Genomic DNA, 21,664 nt, shown 5'->3' with positions numbered 1-21,664 from the left:
ACCACTGGCTGTTCTGCTTTCAACTTATTGAAAGGCGTCATAGATATAAGCACTATCAATAATACACAACTGACAACACCTATTACTGATCTTAAGATTTTTTTTGATTTCATCATATCAATAAATCATTGTTTGGCCTACTCTATTCAATGGGTTTTCAGCATCTCCCTTTGCCAATCAAAAGCGGCAAAACAGGTTGCATGCCACCTTATTTTACCATTAATTTCACCTACTCTAAAACAAGGTTTTCGGCAACCCCCTTTTAATTAACGTCATAATGTTACATAATCTACTTTAGAATAACAATATTTTACTACAATTCATTATTGTGATTAATCAAGCTAAACCTTAAAAATGCAGTTATACCCCGTTGTTTCACTCATTTCATTTCAAAATTATTTTTATTTATTTTCTAAATACTCAATATTAGACAAATCATATTTAGGCATAACCTAAATATAGTCTTCGCTTATAAGTAAATACTTTCTTGGATTTACGACAATTCATGAACTTAGCTGAAATCACGTAACAAAGAGCCGTACTATTCTGCCACCCTGTCACCCATTTCCGCTTGGTATGGCCTTTGTCTTATTGAACTTGGATTAAAAAAACTGACAATAAGCCATGCAAGAAAAAGGTACAATCTCGATTCACACCGAGAATATTTTCCCAATCATCAAGAAGTTTCTCTATTCAGATCATGAGATCTTTTTAAGAGAATTGGTATCGAACGCAGTTGATGCCAGTCAGAAAATGAAACGCCTTGCCATACTCGGTGAGTACAAAGGTGACCTCGGAGAGGTAAGGGTAGAAGTAAGCGTAAACAAAAAGAAAAAGACGATTACCATCAGCGACCGAGGAATCGGGATGACGGCTGAGGAAATCAAAAAATACATCAACCAAATTGCCTTCTCTGGTGCCACTGAGTTTGTAGAGAAGTTTAAAGATGCGGGCGATGCCAAAGAAATCATCGGTAAATTCGGTTTAGGTTTCTACTCTGCCTTTATGGTAGCCGATAACGTAGAAATTGACACCCTTTCTTATCAGGAAGGTGCAGAACCTGCCAGATGGATCTGTGACGGCTCTACAGAGTTCGAAATTACTGAAGGAACAAGAAAAGAAAGAGGTACAACCATCACGCTTCACGTGAACAAAGATTCTGTTGAATTTTTGGAAGAGTCTCGTATTCAGAATGTGCTTACCAAGTATGCCAAATTCCTTCCTATCGAAGTGAAATTTGGAGAGAAAGACAAGCAAGTTGAAGACGGTGAAGACAAAGAGGGCAAGAAGAAATATAAGACTGTTAAGGAAGACAATATCATTAACAACACTACGCCACTTTGGACAAAATCACCAAATGATTTAACAGATGAGGATTACCTAAACTTCTACAAAGAGCTTTATCCGTTCTCTGAAGAACCATTGTTCTGGATTCACTTGAATGTGGATTATCCGTTCGAGCTTACAGGTATTCTTTACTTCCCTAAATTGAAGAAAGACTTCGAAGTACAGAAAAACAAAATCCAGCTTTACTCTCGTCAAGTATTTATTACTGACGAAACCAAGGATGTCGTTCCTGAATTCTTGATGTTACTTCACGGTGTAATTGACTCACCAGACATTCCATTGAACGTTTCGCGTAGCTACTTACAGTCGGATGGAAATGTGAAGAAAATCAATACTTACATTTCTAAGAAAGTAGCCGACAAACTGAGTGAGCTTTTCAAAAAAGAACGTGAGTCTTACGAAAGCAAATGGGAAGACATCGGTCTTTTTGTGAAGTACGGAATGATCTCTGACGAGAAATTCTATGACAAAGCAAAAGACTTTGTGTTGGTGAAAAACACAGCGGGCAAGTACTTTACAATGAAAGAGTACGAAGCGCATATTGAAGCCAACCAAGTAGACAAAGACAACAACAAAGTTTGGCTTTACGCTACGAACGTTGCAAAGCAAGATTCATTCATTAGCGATGCAGTTGACAAGGGCTATGATGTGATTGTATTGGATACTCCAATCGACAGCCACTTTATTAACCATATGGAAACCAAGTTGGAGAACACGCAAATCAAGCGTGTGGATGCCGACAACATCGATAAGCTAATTGACAAAGATGAGAAGCGTGAGTTGGTGATTAATGACGAGCAGAAAGAAGCCGTAAAAGGCATCTTCGATAAGGCGATCAACAACAAAGCTTATACCGTTGCTGTTGAGCCTTTGGCGCCATCAGATGCACCTGTTTCTGTGACTATGCCTGAGTTTATGCGAAGAATGAAAGACATGCAAGCAACAGGCGGAGGCGGTTTCAACATGTTTGGTTCCATGCCCGACAACTACAATGTAACCGTCAATGGTAACCACAAATTGGTAGATAAAATCATTGCGGCTTCAGCAGATGGCGACAAAGAAGGTTTGGCAAAACAAGCATTCGATTTGGCCCTACTTTCTCAAGGTTTGTTGGAAGGCAAAGCCCTTACCGATTTCATCAAAAGAAGTACAGCCATTTTAGGCGAGTAATTCTATAAATTACAAAAACAGAAGCCTCAATTCAGCAATGGATTGGGGCTTTTTGTATCTATAGATATGGCTAAAGACAAGCTCAACATGACTGCTAGAGTTGAACCTCAGCACTTTAATGAACTTCGAATATACCCCACTGCCGGGACAGGGGTGGATCTGCAATCTCACTTTCCTGTCTCAGGTTTTCCAAACCTGTCTATTAAAAGGGACGCTGTCCCAGTTAAAAAGAAATAACCCTGAAAAAACGATCAATTACTTTAGAGTTAAACGGACCCCATAGTGACGAGTTCGGAGAACCTCTGATTGTTCGTGATTATACATAGGTGAAACAACTCCTCACTAAACCATCTTTTTATTACAAAAAATATGATTTATATTAGACCAATATTGAAATAATTATCATGAGAGCACACCTAATATTCACTCTTCTCTTTGCTTCATCCGTTAGTCTTAACGCTCAAGATTCTTTAAGGCTAACATTCAAACTCGATGGTTTTAAGGACAAAGACCAAATAAGGATCGCCTTTAGCGAAGGCCAATTCAACTTACCTACTGACAAGTCGGAGATTGTCATCTCAAGAAAACTAAACTCCCCAGAGGTTATGTCAATTCTCTATAAAAACAAGTTCCAATCTATCTGGATCGACAATAACGACATTGAAGTTTATATACCTAAATCTGGCTTTGTAGGTGGTATTATTTCTAAAGGGTCACCTTCTCAAATGTTATGGAATAGCCTATTAGCTGCCAATAAGGAAGAGAAAGCTCAAATACTGGAGAAAAACATTGACCACAAAGTGGCGCATAATTTTTTAGCAACACAGAGTAATTCTCTACTTGTCAAAGATAGAGAAAGGCTTCTTACGATGGTGCCCGAAGAGATTAGCAACCAAGCCAAATATGGACTTACAAGTGTTTCGGCCATAATCGACAGGAAAACTAAGATTAAGGAAAATGATATAATATTTGACTTTGTTGCTAAAGATTCAAATGGGAATGAATTCTCCACTAAAGATTTCCGCGGAGAATATTTGCTGTTAGATTTTGCCGCTACTGGCTGCGGTCCGTGCTGGCAAGGCTATCCTGACATGATTGAAATAGTAAAAGAATACCCCAACCTAAAAGTGATGACTTATAACCAAGACTTCTCAATAAAAGCCTGGGGTAAACAAGCAGAAAGACTTAACATCAATATTGAATGGCCAGTATTATGGGAAAGTGAAAACAAAAAAGAAGTATTCTCAAAATATGGAGTAGACGGATGGCCTTACTTTTTCCTTATTTCACCAGAAGGCAAAGTTTTAGAAGCATGGTTCGGAAGCAGAAAAGGTCGGTTAATTTCTGCTTTGAAAAAACATATAGATTAATTGACTATTGTCTAAAGTGTATCGAACCTGTAGCAGTTGTACTACTTAGTATTGTGACCAAGGATACTAAGACATAGTCGAATTCAAACCTCAGCACTTTAATGAACCTCGAATATACCCCGCTGGCGGGGCAGGGGTGGATTAGGAAAAGTTCAATTGCTTTGGTGCTAAACGGACAGAGTCCTAAAATCCATAAAGCGTCACAGGTTTGGAAAACCTGCGACAGTTGCGGAGTCAGCTAATTGATGTCAGCTCCTTTCTTCAACACCCAAACACTTTAACACCTCAACACATCCTAACTTCAACACACCCCCACCGTCCGTCACCGCACACTACTGTTCTCTAGGGTACAAAATAAAAAGCTGGAAGTCTAAAAAATGTTCATTTAAGCCACTAAGTGGCTACTTTCTTTTGGCACTCGTTTTGGAAACAAGCCAACAGAAATACCTAAATTCATCCCCATGCTGAAGAATATGTTCAAGGTTGCCTGGCGCAACGCAATCGCAAACAAGCAATTCACCATTCTCAATATTCTTGGACTTTCCATTGGCATTACCGCCTGCCTACTAATTAGCCTTTATGTTCAAGAAGAACTGTCGTATGACAACTTCCACAAAGAAGCCGATCAAGTATATCGAATTAACCAACCCTTAATTTGGGGCGATTGGGATGCGGAGTTTGCCTCCACTGCCCCCGGAGTAGCGGTAGCGCTTCGGGAAGATATTCCGGAATTTACGGAAGTACTGCGCATTCATGATTCTGGTGAAAACTTAGTCACTTATGAGCCAAAAAATGGTGATCCTGTTTCGTTTAAAGAAGCTAGAGTTTATTCAGCCGAAGCCAACTTCTTCAAGCTTTTCTCTTTTCCTGTTTTAGAAGGAAACCCTGAAACAGCTTTAGTAGAACCCTTGTGCATTATCATTACCAAAAGCATGGCCACCAAGTATTTTGGGGAAGAAGAGGCCATGGGTAAAATTTTAGAAGTAACACAAGGCGAAAACGCTGGGTCGTTTAAAGTAACGGCTGTTTTAGAAGACATCCCATCTAACTCACATATCCAGTTCGACATGATGACTTCGATGAGCACCTACCGCCATATCGAGGCGCGTCAATGGACATGGGTGTGGACAACCTTTGTGACTTATGTGAAAGTCGCTCCAGAGGCCGATCTCACAAAAATCAATGAAAAACTACAGGCCATTCCGCCAAAGTGGGCGGCTCCAGCCGTAGAACGTGCCTTTGGCGAGTCTTACGCTGAATTCGTTCCTGATGGTAAAAAATGGACGCTCACAATGCAGCCCATTCGCGAAGCTTACTTGTATTCGCCAATTACAGGAAATAGAATAGGGCCTTCAGGCAATATCGCTTATGTTAAAATATTTGGTGCAGTGGGTATCCTTGTACTTATGCTTTCTTGTATCAATTTTATGAACCTTTCTACTGCCCGTTCAGCAGGAAGGGCCAAAGAAGTTGGCGTTAGAAAAGTGTTGGGCTCTGGACGAAAATCAATCGCCAACCAATTTATTTTCGAATCTGTAATTTTTGCTTTAGCAGCCACAACGATTGCGTTGATTCTATGTGAATTGTTTATCAATGGCTTCAATACCATTGCTAACAAAACCCTTTCACTTCAAACCGAACTATCTAACCCATTCTTTTTAGGGGGAATATTAGTGTTTATTTTGGGTTTGGGTCTTGTAGCGGGCAGTTATCCTGCCTTTTACCTTTCCTCTTTCAAACCTACTCAAGCCCTAAAAGGCAAAATAAGCAATGGCTTTAGGGGAAAAGGGATTCGGAACACCTTAGTCGTATTTCAGTTCACCATTTCCGTAGCCCTTATTATCACCACGTTTTTTGTTCAGAAGCAGCTAACCTACACCGCCAATTACAATGTTGGTTTCGAAAAAGAAAATATTCTTCAGGTACATAATTTGGAGTTATTAGATAATTCAAGCCTTGAGACCTTGCAAAGTACACTTCAACAAAACCCTGCATTTACCCAAGTAGGTTATTCTGATCTAGTGGCACCGAATATTTTTAATGAAGACAAATACAAAGCCGAAGGTCCCGAAAACAATCCTGTAACACTCAACCGAGTGCTTGTTGACGAAGATTACATCAAACTGTTAAGTCCGAAATTTATTGTAGGACGGAACTTTGACGATAACATAGCGAGCGACAAGTACGCTATTATTTTGAATGTTTCTGGTGCAAAAGCCTTAGGTTTTGGTGGCCCAGAAACCTATGACACCGACAGCCCACTGGGCAAACACGTTACATTCCCAGGTTCCGAGAGCCCAAAGTTTGAAGTGATTGGTGTGGTAGAAGACTTTAATTACAACAGCCTAAGAATGACGATTAGTCCACTAATGATTGCTCATAAAGACAATGGTGAACTCTACAATATTGGCACTTCCTACCTTTCTGCTAGAGTTGACCCAACTCAGGTAAATTCTGGAGAGAAAATGTCTAAGCTATTAGATGAAGTAAAAACCGAATTGGCCTCCATAAAACCTGGGCTTCCCTTTGAGTACAGTTTTATGGATCAGGATTTTGAAAATAGTTTCCGTACCGAACAACGCATGACATCAGTGCTCAATATCTTTACCGTAATGGCTTTATCAATTGCCTGTATTGGCTTATTCGGACTAGCAGCTTTTACTTCAGAGCAGCGCACAAAGGAATTAGGAGTTAGAAAAGTATTGGGTGCTAGCGTAAAAGACATTGTGCTTCTATTCAGTAGTGAATTCACCAAATTGGTAATCATTGCAATCCTAATTGCAACGCCTTTGGCCTATTTTGCAGTAAAAACATGGCTGGCAGATTTCGCTTACCAAACCCCAATAACCGCTTCAATATTTATTATCGCGGGTGGTTCCGCATTGCTAATTGCCTGGGGCACTATTAGTTTCCAGTCTTTAAAATCGGCTTATAGAAATCCAGTGGAAGCGTTGAGGGATGAATAGGGAATATACAACTCTCCAAAAGTTTTAAACTTTTGGAGAGTTGTAGCGACAACCCCACCTTTATCGATATTATTTATTGACCAGAAGTACCTCTTGTTCTTTCTTTTGATCATACTTCCAGCGCTTATGCGACCATAAATAGTCAGAAGGATTCTGGCGAATGGTTTCTTCAAGCAGTTCCGCAAATTTCTGAACAATTTCTTGCCCTCCTTTCTGGTATGGCGGGGTCATAACGGGAATAAATTCAACCTCATAATGCCCTTCTGATGTTCTTCTGGTAGCCGAATAGAAGACTGGGTAATTCACTATTTGCGCAATTTTTTGAGGACCAGTATAGAAAGCCGTAGACTGGTTTAGAAAATGAATCCAATATTTATCAGCTCCAATAGAAGGCAACTGATCGGCCAGTATACCTATAATTCTTGGTTCATTTTTACGCTTAATGATTTGCCTTAATGCAGAATCCTTAGGTAGCGCACGACCACCATGACGGGTTCTTAGATTGATCATCAGTTGATCAAATTTCGGGTTTTTCACGGGCTTATAGAGAAACTCCATTGGATAGCCAATTTGCTGACCTATTGAAAAAGCTGGCCATTCCCAATTGGCAGTATGGCCCGAAAGTAAAATAACAGGTTGGGCTTTATCTAAATATTCAAGCATCGCCTTAGCATTCACTAGCGGCACACGCTTTTCCCAATCCTCCTTTTTAAAACGATAAGCCTTAATCGACTCTATAAAAACCTGAGTGAACTGTATGTAAAATGCCTTTTCAACTTTGAAGCGTTCCCCATCCGATAAGCCCGGGAACGTTTTGCTTAAATTTTCACGAATTACAGACCTGCGATAGCCCACAGTATAGTAGAGCAAAAAAGAAATCACCTTTCCAAGTGCGTACAAAAACCAAAACGGAAGCAATGATATAAGCCTGATCAAAAACATCGCGCAAAGATAGAGAAATGAGAAATTGGAGGCTTCAAAAAAAGCTTATAAAAGCAATCACAACAACCTTTATAATTGATTTAAAGAAACTTAAAATTATTTTCCATTCTGCTAAATCCACTCGTAACCAATACACCGTAAGTTAAAGTGGTATATAACAAAGTGTTTTTTTAGTTGAAAAACCGAGCTATCAGAAGGATGGCTCGGTTTTCTTTTTGTCCATCACAGAAAGATGTTCTACCTTCATTCTAAGGACAAGAACAATGGAAAAAGATCAAATTAAAAATAGGCTTAGTGCTGCTTATTCAAACTTTATAAACAGCTGCAATTCACTCACTAAAGATGAGTTTGAATATGCCCCAGAAGGTAAGTGGTCGGCTGGGCAGCAAATGGAACATTTGATAAAAAGTACTTCTCCGTTAAATCAGGCCATGGGTTTACCTAAATTTCTGATCAAGTTTAAGTTTGGCAAAGCCAATCGCCCTTCAAAAACCTTTGACCAATTGGTAGAGCGATATAAAGAAAAGCTGAGTTTGGGTGGAGTAGCAAGTGCAGCTTTTACGCCTCAAAAAGTCGATTTTAATCAGAAGGAGAAGCTCGTCCAACAGCTTCAAAGCAACATTGAGACTATAAACCAAAAACTCGATAAATGGACTGAAGCTCAATTAGATGAGTTCATACTACCTCATCCGTTATTAGGTAAAATCACTGTTCGGGAAATGATGTATTTCACAATTCATCATGCGGACCATCACCGTAACCTTATTAAAATTTACTTAAAAGGAGTTTGATAATAATCATTAAACTCAGCCATTAGAGTTTTTTTAACACTTGTAAAAGGTCTGTTAAATGATCTTGGGTGAAATCATAATGCGTTACAAAGCGAATAAGCTGAGGGCCAAAACCAAAAGCCAAAACTCCATGATCTTTCAGTTTAGCTAAAAACGATTCGTTTGTATAACGGTCACTTATTCTGAAAATCAGAATGTTCGTTTCGCAAGGATAAATCTCTTCTACATAATCTAAGCCTTGCAAAGTATCAGCAATGATTTGAACATTTTTATGGTCTTCTGACAAGCGCTCAATATGGTTTTCTAAAGCATACAAACCAGCCGCGGCAATGTATCCTGCTTGCCTCCAAGCCCCACCCATTACTTTACGTACACGTTTGGCTCGCTTAATTTTATCAGCAGTGCCCAGCAATAGAGAACCTACCGGAGCGCCCAAACCTTTAGAAAGACAAATTGAAATCGTATCGAAAGCTTTGCCATAATCTTCTGCCTTCTGGTTTTTAGCTACCAAGGCATTGAACAGTCTGGCGCCATCCAAATGAAAAGCCAGTCCGTTATCGGTACAGACTTTTTTAATGGCCAGAATTTCATCGAAATCATAACAACTTCCCCCGCCCTTATTCATGGTATTCTCTAGCGAAACCATTCGTGAAACAGGTGAGTGAATATCATCTGGTTGAATGGCAGCCTTCACATCTTTGGCCGTAATTCTACCTTGATCACCTTCTAAAAGGCGAACAGAAACCCCAGAGTTCGACATAATTCCTCCACTTTCATAAAGATAGATATGTGAATATTTATGGCAGATTACCTCGTCTTGTAAGGTGGTATGCAAACGGATTCCAATTTGGTTGGTCATGGTGCCAGAAGCACAATAGAGTGCAGCTTCCATCCCAAACATATTGGCAGCCTTTTTTTCTAAAGCAGCTACGGTTGGGTCTTCGCCAAACATATCATCGCCTACTTCTGCGGCCATCATTGCAGCATGCATTTCAGGTGTAGGCTTTGTCAGGGTATCGCTTCTTAAATCTATCAAGGGAGTAATTTTTAGGATCGGAATCTAGGAGGAAAAGGGAGGAAGTGCAAATGTTTTTATTCGAGTCATTTCCCGGTCAGGAACCTTATGTTCCTAACCGGATTATCTCCGTTTCAACCTAAACATTAGAGACTTGAAGCTGAACCAGCTCCAAAATGACCTGACCGTCTGTCATTATTTGGGTGTGTAATCTCCTAACATTGTGCGCAGCTTTACTAGCTCTTGCTTAATGCTGTAATTCGTTTGTGCGGGCACACTCTTTAGAAAATTCGCAAAGTGCACCTCCATAGACTTCATCATTTCTGCCTTACTCTCCACACCACGCTGAGTAAGTTTTACCCGAAAAGACCTTCCGTCTGCTTCATTCCCTTCTTTTACAATCCAGCCATTACGCTCCATACGCACTAGCATGCGTGAAATTGAGGGTAAATCCTGAAGTGTAACCCGACTGATTTCAGTTGGAGTTACACTTCCGTGATTCCAAAGCATAATCAATACCTGCCATTGCTCAGGAGTGACAGAATATCCCTTTAGAGCTCTTATCAACTCTCTATGAAAGAGTAGGTAAGTGCGATAAAGATTATAGCCAAGATTGCTATTCAGGTGAAAGAGAGTCTTACCGAAATCCATAAGTAGATGGTAAATCTAATTCAATATACTTAGAAAAGTTGTTTAGACAAGTATTTTAATCAAAAAAATGAGCACAAATTTTCAATCATGCAAAAACATGGAGTCAAGCCCTGATTAAGCAAGTATTGAGAATAGCTAATACGCTTCTGCCCTTACTGGTTTAGAAAACACAAGAAATGAGAATTTAATACGATTTTCAGGAATTTAACTAGGCTAAAAAGGCATTCTACACCTTCTTGATAGACTTTTTCTCTAAATCGCTAAGCTCTAAATTTAGGGCTTTGGTAGAAATCTGGGTTTCAATAAAGGAAAGTGTTAGTGAAGCAAGTAGAAGAAAAAGGCTGGCTCCAAACACAAGGTCGGCAGTTTGTTGTTCGCGCAAGTACATAAGCACCATACTTAACACACAGCAGAAAAAACTAGCGATTCCGAGCGCTTGCATGTTGCGAATTAGCAAAAGACGCACTTTCAAATTTTTGATTTGACCAAGTATTGTAGCAGGCGGATCATTATGGTCTAAATACCTTTGCCGTAAACCACGCGCAAGGGTGGCCAACGCCACGAAGCGGTTGGTAAATGCCAAAAGCAAAAGCGTAATGGCAGGGAACAATAGTGCAGGGGTTGAGATGTCGATATTCAATGTTCTCGTTTTAAGTCTTCATGTCTCTTTTTACGCTGCTCTTTCCCTTCTATTTTTTTATCTAAAGTCTGACGCCAAACAAGTATCAATACTGCCAATACTGAAGGGTAAAGAACAATTTCTATCCAGTATTTGGCCATCACGGGATCAGAGAAGCTATCTACCCCTACTACATATTGTAGCACCAAGCAAATACTAGTGACGATCACTAGGACTACCATTATTCGCTTCTCTACCTTCGGTTTCATGCCACAAAGTTAATGAAGAATGTAACGACATACACATAAAAAAAGGAGTCTCGATGAGACTCCTTTAAGTTCTATGTATTCGGACTATAATCTACTGATTCGCAGTGGCCGAAGCTTTGGCACTTGCCTTTGCTCTAGCATATTCCTGCTCCTTATCTGCTGCTTTACCCAAAGTCTTTTTAGACAAATCAACCACAATTGGTGATGCGATAAAGATTGAAGAATAAGTACCCACAATAATACCGATCATGAAAGCGAAAGAGAAGCCTCTTAGTACCTCTCCACCAAAGATGAATAGGACAACTACCACAATCAAAGTAGTCATTGAAGTAATCAATGTACGGCTAATGGTACTGTTGATAGACTCGTTAAAAGTACCTACAAGATCTTTAGATCCTTTAAGCTGTAAGTTTTCACGAATTCTATCGAACACAACCACGGTATCGTTTATTGAATAACCCATAATGGTAAGCAAGGCGCCAATAAATACCTGATCTACCTCGAAATTGATTCCGAACAAGCCCGCAATCGCAAAGGCAGATAATACGATTAATGAATCGTGGATCAAGGCAATAATTGCACCTAGCGAGAATTGCCATCTTCGGAACCTAATAAGGATATAGAAGAAGATGGCCAAAATAGCCAAACCGAATGATTCAAGAGATGAATTCTTGATATCATCTGCAATGGTTGGAGATACTTTAGATGAACCGCCAATGATAAACTGGCCAGCTTCAACATTATCAACTGTTCCATCCACAAATGTCTTATTCGTAATTTGACTCAAGGCATCTGTCAACGCGCTTTTAACAGCAGCATCAGCTTCTACCGACTCATCTTCGATCATATATGAGGTAGTGATCTTAAGCATATTCGGAGTATTGTAAGTTTTTACTTCAATACCTGAGTTAGCAAAAGTCTCAATTCCAGAAAGAGATGTTTTAATGTCAGAAGCAGTCATAGCCTCATCAAAGTTCACTACATAAGAACGACCTCCTTGAAAGTCTACACCAAGTCTCAATCCATTGGTGGCCATCAATACAATACCGATTGCAATTACAATGCTCGACATTACATATGCCAATCTTCTTTTACCTAAGAAATCGAAGTGAACATTGTTTAACCAACCTTTTGACAACGGAGTATCAAAGCTAAGTTTACTATCATTTCCCTTTTTAGTCATGTAGGTAATGATAACTCTAGTAATAAATACCGCTGAGAAGAATGAACAGATAATACCAATCATTAAGGTTACGGCAAATCCTTTCAATGGCCCTTGACCTAGAACGTAAAGAATAACACCTGTTAGGAATGTAGTTACGTTGGCATCAATAATAGAGCTGTAAGCTTTTTGGTAACCTGAAGATATGGCTTGCAAAACAGGAATACCGTTTCGCATTTCTTCCCTAATTCTTTCGAAAATAAGTACGTTGGCATCAATCGACATACCAATCGTTAGTACAATACCTGCAATACCAGGTAAGGTTAGTGCTGCACCTAGGTTGGCTAAAATTCCAAGAATAAAGAAGATGTTGAAAAGCAAAGCTACGTTCGCTACGATTCCTCCTTTAGCATAATAGAATATCATGAAAATAACCACAATGGCCAAACCAGCTAAAATTGAAGTTACTCCTTGCTTTTGAGCTTCTTTACCCAAAGTTGGGCCAATCACAGCTTCTTCTACAATTTTTGTTGGTGCTGGAAGTGAACCTGCTTTTAGAATGTTTGCAAGATCTTCTGCTTCTTCGATAGTGAAGTTTCCACTGATTTGTGAGTTACCTGCTGCAATCTCTTGATTAACATTCGGTGCAGTATAAACATAGTTATCAAGGGCAATTGCTATTCTTCTTTGAATGTTTGCACCAGTAATATTTCTCCATTTCTTCGCCCCTAAAGCGTTCATTTGCATACTTACCGCTGGTCTAGAAAATTCATCTAGCGACTGACGAGCATCTGTAATTACTTCACCTGTTAAAGGAGACTCTCCTCCTCTGCCCATTTTAATGGCATAAAGCTCTAGCAATTCAGTTCCTTCAGCTGGTTTTACATCCCATAAGAATTTTAAAGTACTTGGGAATAACCTTGTAATACTTGGGTTCTTAAGCACCCTATTAATTTGGGCAGTATCTTCTAAAGCGTAGAAAAAGCCATTAGATGGACCTTGCTTCATTAGAGCAAAGAATTTTGACTGACCTGGAGTAGCCAATTCTTCTTCAGCAGTATTGGTAGTGTCGCCCGACAATTCATTTTCAAGAGAGTTTTCTTGTCCTTCAGCACTTTCAGCTTTCAATTCAGAAGCCAAATCAGTTGTAGGCTTGGTTGTCTTATCTGCAGCCTCAATTTTTAAAAGCGCATCGTTAATCGCTGAAAGTGTAGGAGCAACTTCACTTGGATCGTATACTTCCCAGAATTCCAATTTCGCTACACCTTGTAATAGTTTTCTTACCCTTTGTGGGTTGTCTACACCTGGCAATTCAATTTGAATTCTACCTGTTCCTTGAAGTCTTTGAATGTTTGGTTGTGATGTACCAAATCTATCAATTCTAGTTCTAAGAATTTGGAAGGCACGATCGATAGCGTTATCGATCTCCTCGTTAACTACCTTCATTACCTCTGCATTGGTTGACCCAAATTCAATTCTACCTTTATTAGCAGCGTTAGCAAATACTTTACTTAACTGACCTCCTGAGGTAACTTCTGAATAAGCTGTTTCAAACAAACTAGCGTATGGCGCTTGAGTGTTAGTTTTATGCGCTTCATCAGCCCTAGCCAATGCTTCTCTAAACTGTGGGTCTTTGCTGTTTCCTGCAAGTCCTTCAATAATCGCTATTGGAGAAACTTCTAAAGTAACATGCATTCCACCTTGTAAATCGAGACCTAAGTTCAACTCGTATTCTTTGATTTCTTGGTAGGTAAATTCTGCACCTAGGATATTAAGTACAGGCTCTCTCCAAATAGAGTCAAGGTATGATTGCTTCTTTTGTTGGTCTATTACACCTGCTTCATTTTTAGCATAATTAACTGCGTCTTGTTGGATTCCTCTTGAAAAGAAGGTGATTCCTAAATAGTAAAGACACAGAGCCGTAATGATCACTGTCAAAAAGACTATGGTATTCTTATTTTTCATTTTGGTTTATGTTAGTTAATCGTTTGGAGGTTTTCTGAATTTGTTATCAAATGAATGACTTCCAGTTTCAGGTACTCCTGATATAATAAAGTTTATTTTATTCGCGAGGGGTTATCGCACCATATTGATGCAATAAAATAAAGCCTATGGGGCGTTCGGGGAAATTTTCTTTCGGAAAAGAGTCTTGTAATGAGGCGAATCGTACAAAGGAACGCTCGGATATTGAATTTCCTTGTCTTCTGATTCTCTTATTACTGTTCCTATAAAAACAGGAATAAAGGCTTGAAGCTGCACTACCGTAGAAGGCAATGCCAGTTCGCAAGTGTATTCATACACTGTTTCGTTTTCATCGCCTTGATCATCGTTTTGTTGCTGATCTGTGGCTTCTGAGGCTAATTCAATCCTTAAACTTTGGTAGTCTATAAGTTCTTGTGCCACTACAAATACAGCCACTAGCACTCCTAATACATAGAAGAGGGTACTTTTGATGCCTGATATTTTTGGTGACATTTTCATTTAGCGTGTCAAATTTATAGAATAGACTTTAGAATCATACAGTATGCTCATTTATTTTCGATTGAATAAATGCCTTAAGTACATCTAATGCTACCCCAAAGTCAGTATTATTAGGCACTACAATGTCTGCATGTTCTTTATGCGGTTCGATATATTTCTGATACGATGGCATAATATGGTTCTCATATTTATAGAGCACATCATCAGCATCGTATCCTCTTTCTACTCTGTCGCGTGTAAGCCTTCTCTGAAGTTTGATATAATCTTTCGCGTCTACAAAAACCTTTAGGTCTATCAATTCAGAAATTTTTTGGTAATGGAAGATGAAAATCCCCTCCACTAAAATTACTGGTGCGGCCTTTACTACAATATTCTTAGGCTTAACGTTTGGGTTATTGAAGGTGTATTCCTGTTTTTCAACATCATTGCCTTTACTTAGAGCCAAAAGGTCACTTGCAAAATGCTCGTAATCAATAGACTCGGGTCTGTCAAAATTAAACTCCCCATTCTTATCAACCAATTGATGTTCTCTAGGCCTGTAATAGTCATCTTGAGAAATACTGGCTACTCCTGAATCAAAGCTTTCAATTAGCGAACGAAGAAAACGTGTTTTCCCCGATCCACTCCCTCCTGTGATTCCAATGATATACGGCTTATTTTCAGACATTTTGCAAAAATAGTAACCTAAACTGATTTACCTTCTTTGCCTTTTAAAAAAATAATAAGTTTATCGAAGGCTCTTTTTCTGTGACTGATTGTGTTTTTTGTTTCTGACGATAATTCACCAAAGGTTTTATCATAGCCTTTTGGTTGAAAAATAGGGTCGTAGCCAAAACCACCTTCACCACTAACCTCTTTGGTAATATCCCCTTCAACAATTCCTTCAAACTGAATAGGCTCACCATTTTCTATATAAGTAATTACTGTTCTGAATTTTGCCGAACGATCATTAACCGTTTTCAGTCCTTCCAGCACTTTGGCCATGTTCATACTTGAATCCCTTTCAGGCCCAGCATACATAGCAGAATAAACGCCTGGTTCACCATTTAAGGCATTTATCTCTAACCCTGTATCGTCAGCAAAAACAGGGATTCCATAGTGTTCAAAAACATAGGCAGCCTTCTGCAAAGAATTTCCTTCAAGTGTTACTTGGGTTTCTTCCAACTCTTCGGTACAGCCAATTTGGCCTAAAGAGACCAGTTCAAATTGGTCTCCTAAAATCTGAGAGATTTCCTTAAGCTTATTTTTATTATTTGTGGCAAAGCAAATTTTCATGTCGCAATTTAATGGAATGAAACAAAAAGAGCCGTCTCAAATTAAATTAAGACGGCTCCTATAATTTTTTAAATTAGATAACTATTCAGGGGTTTTCTCATCCGGGAATTCTTCTTTCATTCCTTTCCAGTAATCCGCAATGGTGTTCTTCATATCCTTTCTCAGTAAGAAAATACCCAATAAGTTAGGCAAGGTCATTACGGCAATGGCAATAGCGGCCACTGTCCATATAATAGTAGTATCTGCAATAGCAGCGATGAAGAAGCCTGCCACATACACAATTCTATAATATTTAACTGAACCAGAACCCCATAAGAATGTCATGGCTCTATCTCCATAGTAAGACCATGAAATGGCTGTACTGAAAGCAAACAATAGAATACCAATAGAAACAATGTACTGTCCATATTCACCAAACCAACCTTTGGTAAAGGCTATGGCCGTAAGCGGAACACTATGAATTAGTGATTTACCGTAGAAAGAAATACTTCCGTCTACCGGTTTTCCATTAGATATTTCCACTTCACCTGTGAGCGGTGCACCTCCAAAAGATTCATTTACAACGATATCTTCAGCTAAAGACCTAGCGTGAATTACCGTAACATTGCTGGTTATTTTTCCATTTTCTACCTGAAGCATACCATCAAATACAGGTAATGGGTTTTCACCAGACAAGTGCTCTTTCAAAGCTACTCGTCCTGCTTTATTATCATCAGTATAATCATGCCCAGCAAGAATCGACATATCGGTTACTGCGAAATCATTTAGATGTTTTTCCTGCCACACACCCGAAGAAAGTAGCGTAAGACCAGTGATAGAGCAAATAACAATGGTATCGATAAACGGCTCCAAAATAGCAACCATTCCCTCCGATACAGGCTCGTGTCCTTTGGCCGATGCGTGCGCAATTGGCGCAGAACCTTGACCTGCCTCATTTGAGAAAAGACCTCTACCCACCCCTACATTAAACGCATACATTATCGTGGCTCCTAAGAAACCACCAGTAGCTGCTGTAGTTGTAAACAAGCTTGAAAAGATTGAAGTGATAGACGGTATTAGGTTTCCGAGATTAGCAAAAATTACGGAAAAACAACCCAAGAAGTACACAATGGCCATGGCTGGCACTAACTTTTCAGTAACTGAGGCAATTCTTTTAATTCCTCCAATAATTACAAATGCCAAAATAACTGATAAAACAGCTCCTGTCATCCAAGGCTCAATCGAGAAAGTAGATTTTAAGGCAGAGGAAATACTATTGATTTGGGGCATATTACCTGTACCGAAAGAAGAGAGAACAGTAGCAATAGCAAATACAACTGCTAACCACTTCATATTCAACTTATTTTTCATGTAATACATAGGGCCACCAGCCATGGTACCATCTTCTGCTACCTCACGGTATTTATGAGAAAGTGTAACCTCCACAAATTTGGTACACATACCAATGGCGGCAGTAACTACCATCCAAAACAATGCTGCTGGCCCACCCAAATGCACGGCAAGCGCAACACCCGCAATGTTACCCGTACCTACTGTACCAGAAAGTGCTGTAGTTAAAGCTTGGAAATGTGAAGTATCTCCTTGATCTCCTGCACGGTCAAACTTCCCACGTACTACCTTAAAAGCAAATCTGAAATATCTTATTTGAGGGAATTTTAGATAAATAGTGAAAAATAGACCCACGCCCAATAAAGCGAAAGGGAACCATCCTGCACTACCAATGTAGCTATCTATTGTAGAAAGAAAATTGTTGAGTTGCTGCATAATCCAGTTTTATGGTTTTTAAGGAATCCACAAAAATAGGGATTAATGCTTCTGAACAAAGCTTGTAATTATATTAGTGATAATCCGTGGTTCGAACGGGGTGAGCATTTAGTTAGTAATAGTATGCCTCCTGCTACCAAACCAGCACCGAAGGTCAGACCTGATATGATAATACTAAAAGCCTCAAATTTTTCGCAGAAGTATTCGTAGTTCATTACCTAGTACCCAAGTCTGACGTGCCGTCCGACTTTGAGCATGGGATTACTTCTTGCTTGGAAATCGCATTCGGTAATCTGTTTTTACCGAGCCTTTTGAGATATTAAGCAACTTTGCGCGAAGCATCTGCTTTTTTAATCCTTTGATATAGTCCGTAAAAAGAACGCCATTGAGGTGGTCGTATTCATGTTGAATTACTCGGGCGGTCATAGAGTCAAACTCCTCTTCGTGCTCGTTCCATAACTCATCGAAATAACGAATAGTAAGTTTTTCAGGACGAAGGATATCGCCATGCACATCTGGAATACTTAAACAACCTTCTTCAAAACTCCATTCTTCACCGTATTCATCTAAAATCTCAGGATTAATGAAAACGCGCTTAATGCCTTTTCCTTCTTCCTCTTCCATTTTGGTAGAATCAATTATAAATAGCCTCTTGGACATTCCTATTTGTGGAGCTGCCAAACCCACACCATTCGCATGGTTCATGGTGTCGTACATTGCTTCAACCAGCGTGGTTAGGTCTTCAGAATCTCGATGAAACTCTTCAGCCTCTTTTCTTAAAATATTGTCTCCGTAAGCTACTATTGGGTAAATCATGCTATCTGCTTTCCAAAAAGGACTGTAAAATAATTGTTGCGCTAATTTTATCTACATTCCCCTTTTCTCTTCTATCCTTTTTTTTCATCCCTCCGGCTATCATCGCATCCATGGCCATTTTGGAGGTAAATCTTTCGTCCTGCAAATAAACGGGTTTTTCTGGAAAATGCTTTTTAAGTAGGTTCTCAAATTGTTGGACACCTAGTGTAGCATCTGTAGGTTGGTTATTCAAGTTCATGGGCATTCCCAACACAATGGCTTCGAGATTTTCGGCCTTGTCGTAATCCTTTAAGTACTGAATCACATCTTTACTATGAACGGTTTCTAAAGGAGAAGCGATAATTTGAAGTGGATCGGTAACGGCCAAACCAACGCGTTTTCTGCCATAATCTATGGCGAGGATTCTACCCATTAATTCTGCTTAATAATATCGTAAAAACGAAGTTTAACCAGTTTTTCTAACTGAAGCGCCTTTGGTAAAAGAATGTCATCTTCAATTTTAGCATGTAGAAGCAAATCCTCTTCAAAGGATTTCAGTTCTTCATAAAGCACCTTAATGTGCAAATCGGCTTCTTCGCAATAGGTGTAATTATTGGTGATTTTGCGAATCCCATCCATTTCGTGTTCATGCTCTTCATGATCTACTGCAAATTCATGAATGGATAGCTTCTCCATGGTATAAAAAAGCTTTGTACCATGGTTTTCTCCTGAAAGAAAATCTCTGAGCTGCTGAATATAGACAAAGAGTGAATCTTCTTCTTCGTGAATATGGTGAATAAAATCTTCTACAAATAACGGGAATACAGTTTTTAAATCGTGTGCCAGACTCTGATAGCGGTAATTTACTACGCCCAAACTGTCAATTAACTGGGCAATGTAAGCTAGGCGCTTTTTTACAAATACAGAATGAGAATGCTTTAAATATTCTACAACAAGGTCGATTGGATAGGCCATTAGCCTGAGCTCATTTACATCGGTTTTCTTTGGCTCAGCTTCTAAACTTTTGATTACCGTTTTAATATTTAAGCCGCAAGAAGTGCATACTTCTTTCAAAGTGCGCTCCTCGTTATCATAAAAATTTACCCCGAAGTAGTACAGTACCGAAGCCCTAACATGGTTTTCGGCCACTAAATCATTAATCGTTCGTTCTTGTATACCCTGCATTGAAATTGACTATTCAGCTAAAATAATAAATTTTGAGCGATCTATATCTCCATAAACACGCTTAAATTTTATTTAAACACAAACCAACACATTTCGTTTCTATGTTACTATGCTCAAACGGAATATTTTGTTTGACTGAAATAGTTAATTTTACCGAATTCAAAATTTTGCAACACCGTGAGTGATACCCATAATTCTAAAAGTCAAATACGCTTACCCCTTTTACTTGCTGCTGCCGTTGTTCTAGGCATCTGGATTGGCTCGAGCTTTTCTTTTCCCGGAGCAAACAGCAAATACAGCGCTTCTATTCAGAAATTTACGCAACTGATGGACTACATAGAGCATGACTATGTGGATTCGGTAGATACAGAAGAATTGCTCGAAGAATCTATCAGCCAAATGCTAGATAAATTAGATCCGCATACGGTTTACATTCCTCCACAAGACAGGGAACTTGCCGAAAGCCAATTGCGCGCAAGCTTCGATGGTATTGGAGTTGAGTTCAATTTACTTAGAGATACTCTATATGTTGTGACTCCCTTGGCCGGTGGGCCTTCAGAAAAAGCTGGGATTTTGGCTGGAGATAAAATTATAAAAGTAGATGGTGAAAACATTGCCGGAATCGGGATGGATAACAACCAAGTTTTTAACTTACTCAGAGGCCCAAGAGGCACCGAGGTAGCCATTACTGTTTTAAGAAAAGGAGAAGATGAGCTACTCGATTTTAATCTTATCAGAAATGCCATTCCCCAATATTCTGTAGATGCGGGTTATATGATTGATGATGAAGTTGGGTACATTAAAGTGAATAAGTTTGCTGAAAACACTTATGCTGAATTTAAATCGGCACTAGAAAACCTGAAGGAACAAGGCATGCAAAAGCTGATCTTGGACTTACAGAACAATGGTGGTGGTTATATGAGTGCTGCCATTGGCATTTCTGACGAACTACTTTCAGACGGCAAGTTAATTGTAAGTCAGAAAGGTCAAGGGTCGAAATATGATTCTGAAGCAAGAGCTACCAAAAGAGGCATTTTTGAAGAAGGACCAGTTACTGTACTCATGAACGAAGGAAGTGCTTCTGCTTCGGAAATTGTGGCTGGCGCTTTACAAGACAACGACAGAGCTTTGATTATCGGAAGAAGATCCTTCGGCAAAGGTTTGGTACAATTGCCTTTCGACCTCAAAGATGGTTCAGAATTACGAATGACCATTGCCCGATATTATACTCCAAGTGGTCGTTCTATTCAAAAACCTTATAGTGAAGGCGAAGAAGCTTATGCGTCTGATTATTATCAACGCTTTGTTTCTGGTGAACTTTTCAGTCAAGACAGCGTGCATTTTAATGAAGACTTGGCCTACGAAACCACTTCAGGAAGAACTGTTTATGGCGGTGGCGGAATTATGCCCGACTACTTTGTTCCATTAGATACGACTTACGCTACGGCTTACGTAAACCGATTATTCTCAAGTAATTCTGTAAAAGAATTTACGCTAGACTACAGAGACAACCACAAGTATTTAAACGATTGGGATTTTGAAAAATTCAATAAAGAATTTGAAGTTACCGAAGCCATGCTGAACCAAGTAATTGAAATCGGAAAAACCAACGGGGTTAGGTTCAGAGAAAGAGAATACATTAAATCGAAAGCGTTTTTAGTCTTCTTAATTAAAGCACAATTGGCCCGCGATATTTATGACGATAACGCCTTTTACAAAATTTACAATCAGACTAACGAGGTATATAACCAAGCCGTATTGCTCTTTCAAAACCCAAGTTTATTGAAAGATAAATCAAACAGTTTATTGCTACAAAAGCGCTAGGTATTTACTAAAACCGACTTTCAAGCCAGAGTTATTTA

At 39.2% G+C, this 21,664-nt stretch carries 18 protein-coding genes; 5 read left to right on the top strand and 13 right to left on the bottom strand.

Going from position 1 to position 21,664, the window contains the following annotated elements; genetic code table 11:
- The first annotated feature begins 624 nt into the window (after positions 1 to 624).
- From htpG to MB14_RS06865, 3 genes are all read left to right on the top strand, one after another.
- The gene (htpG, locus tag MB14_RS06875; protein WP_062590811.1) at positions 625 to 2,517 is read left to right on the top strand and encodes a molecular chaperone HtpG; all 1,893 of its coding nucleotides are present in this window, start codon (positions 625 to 627) and stop codon (positions 2,515 to 2,517) included.
- Between the two features lie 404 nt (positions 2,518 to 2,921).
- Positions 2,922 to 3,887: a TlpA family protein disulfide reductase gene (locus MB14_RS06870; RefSeq protein WP_062590809.1), complete on the top strand. Its 966-nt coding sequence runs from the start codon at positions 2,922 to 2,924 to the stop codon at positions 3,885 to 3,887.
- Positions 3,888 to 4,348: 461 nt separating this feature from the next.
- Positions 4,349 to 6,853: an ABC transporter permease gene (locus tag MB14_RS06865; protein ID WP_062590807.1), complete on the top strand. Its 2,505-nt coding sequence runs from the start codon at positions 4,349 to 4,351 to the stop codon at positions 6,851 to 6,853.
- Between the two features lie 69 nt (positions 6,854 to 6,922).
- Here MB14_RS06865 and MB14_RS06860 read toward each other — a convergent pair whose 3' ends face one another.
- The gene (locus MB14_RS06860) at positions 6,923 to 7,795 is read right to left on the bottom strand and encodes a lysophospholipid acyltransferase family protein (RefSeq protein WP_062590805.1); all 873 of its coding nucleotides are present in this window, start codon (positions 7,793 to 7,795) and stop codon (positions 6,923 to 6,925) included.
- A 263-nt stretch (positions 7,796 to 8,058) separates the two neighbouring features.
- Here MB14_RS06860 and MB14_RS06855 point away from each other — a divergent pair, with 263 nt between their 5' ends.
- Positions 8,059 to 8,586: a DinB family protein gene (locus MB14_RS06855; protein WP_062590803.1), complete on the top strand. Its 528-nt coding sequence runs from the start codon at positions 8,059 to 8,061 to the stop codon at positions 8,584 to 8,586.
- 22 nt (positions 8,587 to 8,608) lie between these two features.
- On the opposite strand, the gene MB14_RS06850 is transcribed toward MB14_RS06855, so the two are convergent.
- The 12 genes from MB14_RS06850 to MB14_RS06795 all read right to left on the bottom strand — a co-directional run bounded on the left by MB14_RS06850 (position 8,609) and on the right by MB14_RS06795 (position 19,802).
- The gene (locus MB14_RS06850; protein WP_084375991.1) at positions 8,609 to 9,622 is read right to left on the bottom strand and encodes a threonine aldolase family protein; all 1,014 of its coding nucleotides are present in this window, start codon (positions 9,620 to 9,622) and stop codon (positions 8,609 to 8,611) included.
- A 174-nt stretch (positions 9,623 to 9,796) separates the two neighbouring features.
- Positions 9,797 to 10,252: a MarR family winged helix-turn-helix transcriptional regulator gene (locus MB14_RS06845; RefSeq protein ID WP_062590798.1), complete on the bottom strand. Its 456-nt coding sequence runs from the start codon at positions 10,250 to 10,252 to the stop codon at positions 9,797 to 9,799.
- Positions 10,253 to 10,478: 226 nt separating this feature from the next.
- Positions 10,479 to 10,892, bottom strand: a complete 414-nt coding sequence (locus tag MB14_RS06840; protein WP_053224918.1) for a DUF2721 domain-containing protein — start codon at positions 10,890 to 10,892, stop codon at positions 10,479 to 10,481.
- Entirely contained in the window at positions 10,889 to 11,140 is a 252-nt protein-coding gene (locus MB14_RS06835; protein WP_062590797.1) for a hypothetical protein, read from the bottom strand. The genes MB14_RS06840 and MB14_RS06835 overlap by 4 nt, the downstream gene beginning before the upstream one ends.
- Before the next feature lie 91 nt (positions 11,141 to 11,231).
- Entirely contained in the window at positions 11,232 to 14,267 is a 3,036-nt protein-coding gene (gene secDF / locus MB14_RS06830; protein ID WP_062590795.1) for a protein translocase subunit SecDF, read from the bottom strand.
- Positions 14,268 to 14,411: 144 nt separating this feature from the next.
- On the bottom strand, positions 14,412 to 14,777 hold the full coding sequence (locus tag MB14_RS06825) for a hypothetical protein (protein ID WP_132644123.1): 366 nt from the start codon (positions 14,775 to 14,777) through the stop codon (positions 14,412 to 14,414).
- Positions 14,778 to 14,817: 40 nt separating this feature from the next.
- A complete protein-coding gene (gene udk / locus MB14_RS06820) occupies positions 14,818 to 15,450 on the bottom strand; it encodes a uridine kinase (RefSeq protein WP_062590790.1) in 633 nt (210 codons plus the stop codon).
- Between the two features lie 17 nt (positions 15,451 to 15,467).
- Positions 15,468 to 16,058: an RdgB/HAM1 family non-canonical purine NTP pyrophosphatase gene (gene rdgB, locus MB14_RS06815; protein WP_062590788.1), complete on the bottom strand. Its 591-nt coding sequence runs from the start codon at positions 16,056 to 16,058 to the stop codon at positions 15,468 to 15,470.
- Positions 16,059 to 16,139: 81 nt separating this feature from the next.
- Positions 16,140 to 17,822 carry an alanine/glycine:cation symporter family protein gene (locus tag MB14_RS06810; protein WP_062590785.1) on the bottom strand — a complete coding sequence of 561 codons (1,683 nt, stop codon included), beginning with the start codon at positions 17,820 to 17,822 and terminating at the stop codon, positions 16,140 to 16,142.
- A gap of 261 nt (positions 17,823 to 18,083) precedes the next feature.
- Positions 18,084 to 18,638 carry a peptide deformylase gene (gene def, locus MB14_RS06805; protein ID WP_062590783.1) on the bottom strand — a complete coding sequence of 185 codons (555 nt, stop codon included), beginning with the start codon at positions 18,636 to 18,638 and terminating at the stop codon, positions 18,084 to 18,086.
- Position 18,639: 1 nt separating this feature from the next.
- Complete coding sequence (gene ruvX / locus MB14_RS06800) at positions 18,640 to 19,050, bottom strand: Holliday junction resolvase RuvX (protein ID WP_062590781.1); 411 nt, start codon at positions 19,048 to 19,050, stop codon at positions 18,640 to 18,642.
- A complete protein-coding gene (locus MB14_RS06795; protein ID WP_062590779.1) occupies positions 19,050 to 19,802 on the bottom strand; it encodes a hemerythrin domain-containing protein in 753 nt (250 codons plus the stop codon). The genes ruvX and MB14_RS06795 overlap by 1 nt, the downstream gene beginning before the upstream one ends.
- Before the next feature lie 177 nt (positions 19,803 to 19,979).
- Between MB14_RS06795 and MB14_RS06790 the strand changes: the two genes are divergently transcribed.
- Complete coding sequence (locus MB14_RS06790) at positions 19,980 to 21,626, top strand: S41 family peptidase (RefSeq protein ID WP_062590777.1); 1,647 nt, start codon at positions 19,980 to 19,982, stop codon at positions 21,624 to 21,626.
- Positions 21,627 to 21,664 lie beyond the last annotated feature (38 nt).

Origin of the sequence: Roseivirga ehrenbergii (genome assembly GCF_001593005.1) — a bacterium.
GTDB classification, from domain to species: Bacteria; Bacteroidota; Bacteroidia; order Cytophagales; family Cyclobacteriaceae; genus Roseivirga; species Roseivirga ehrenbergii.
This window is presented reverse-complemented; position numbering and strand designations above follow the sequence as displayed.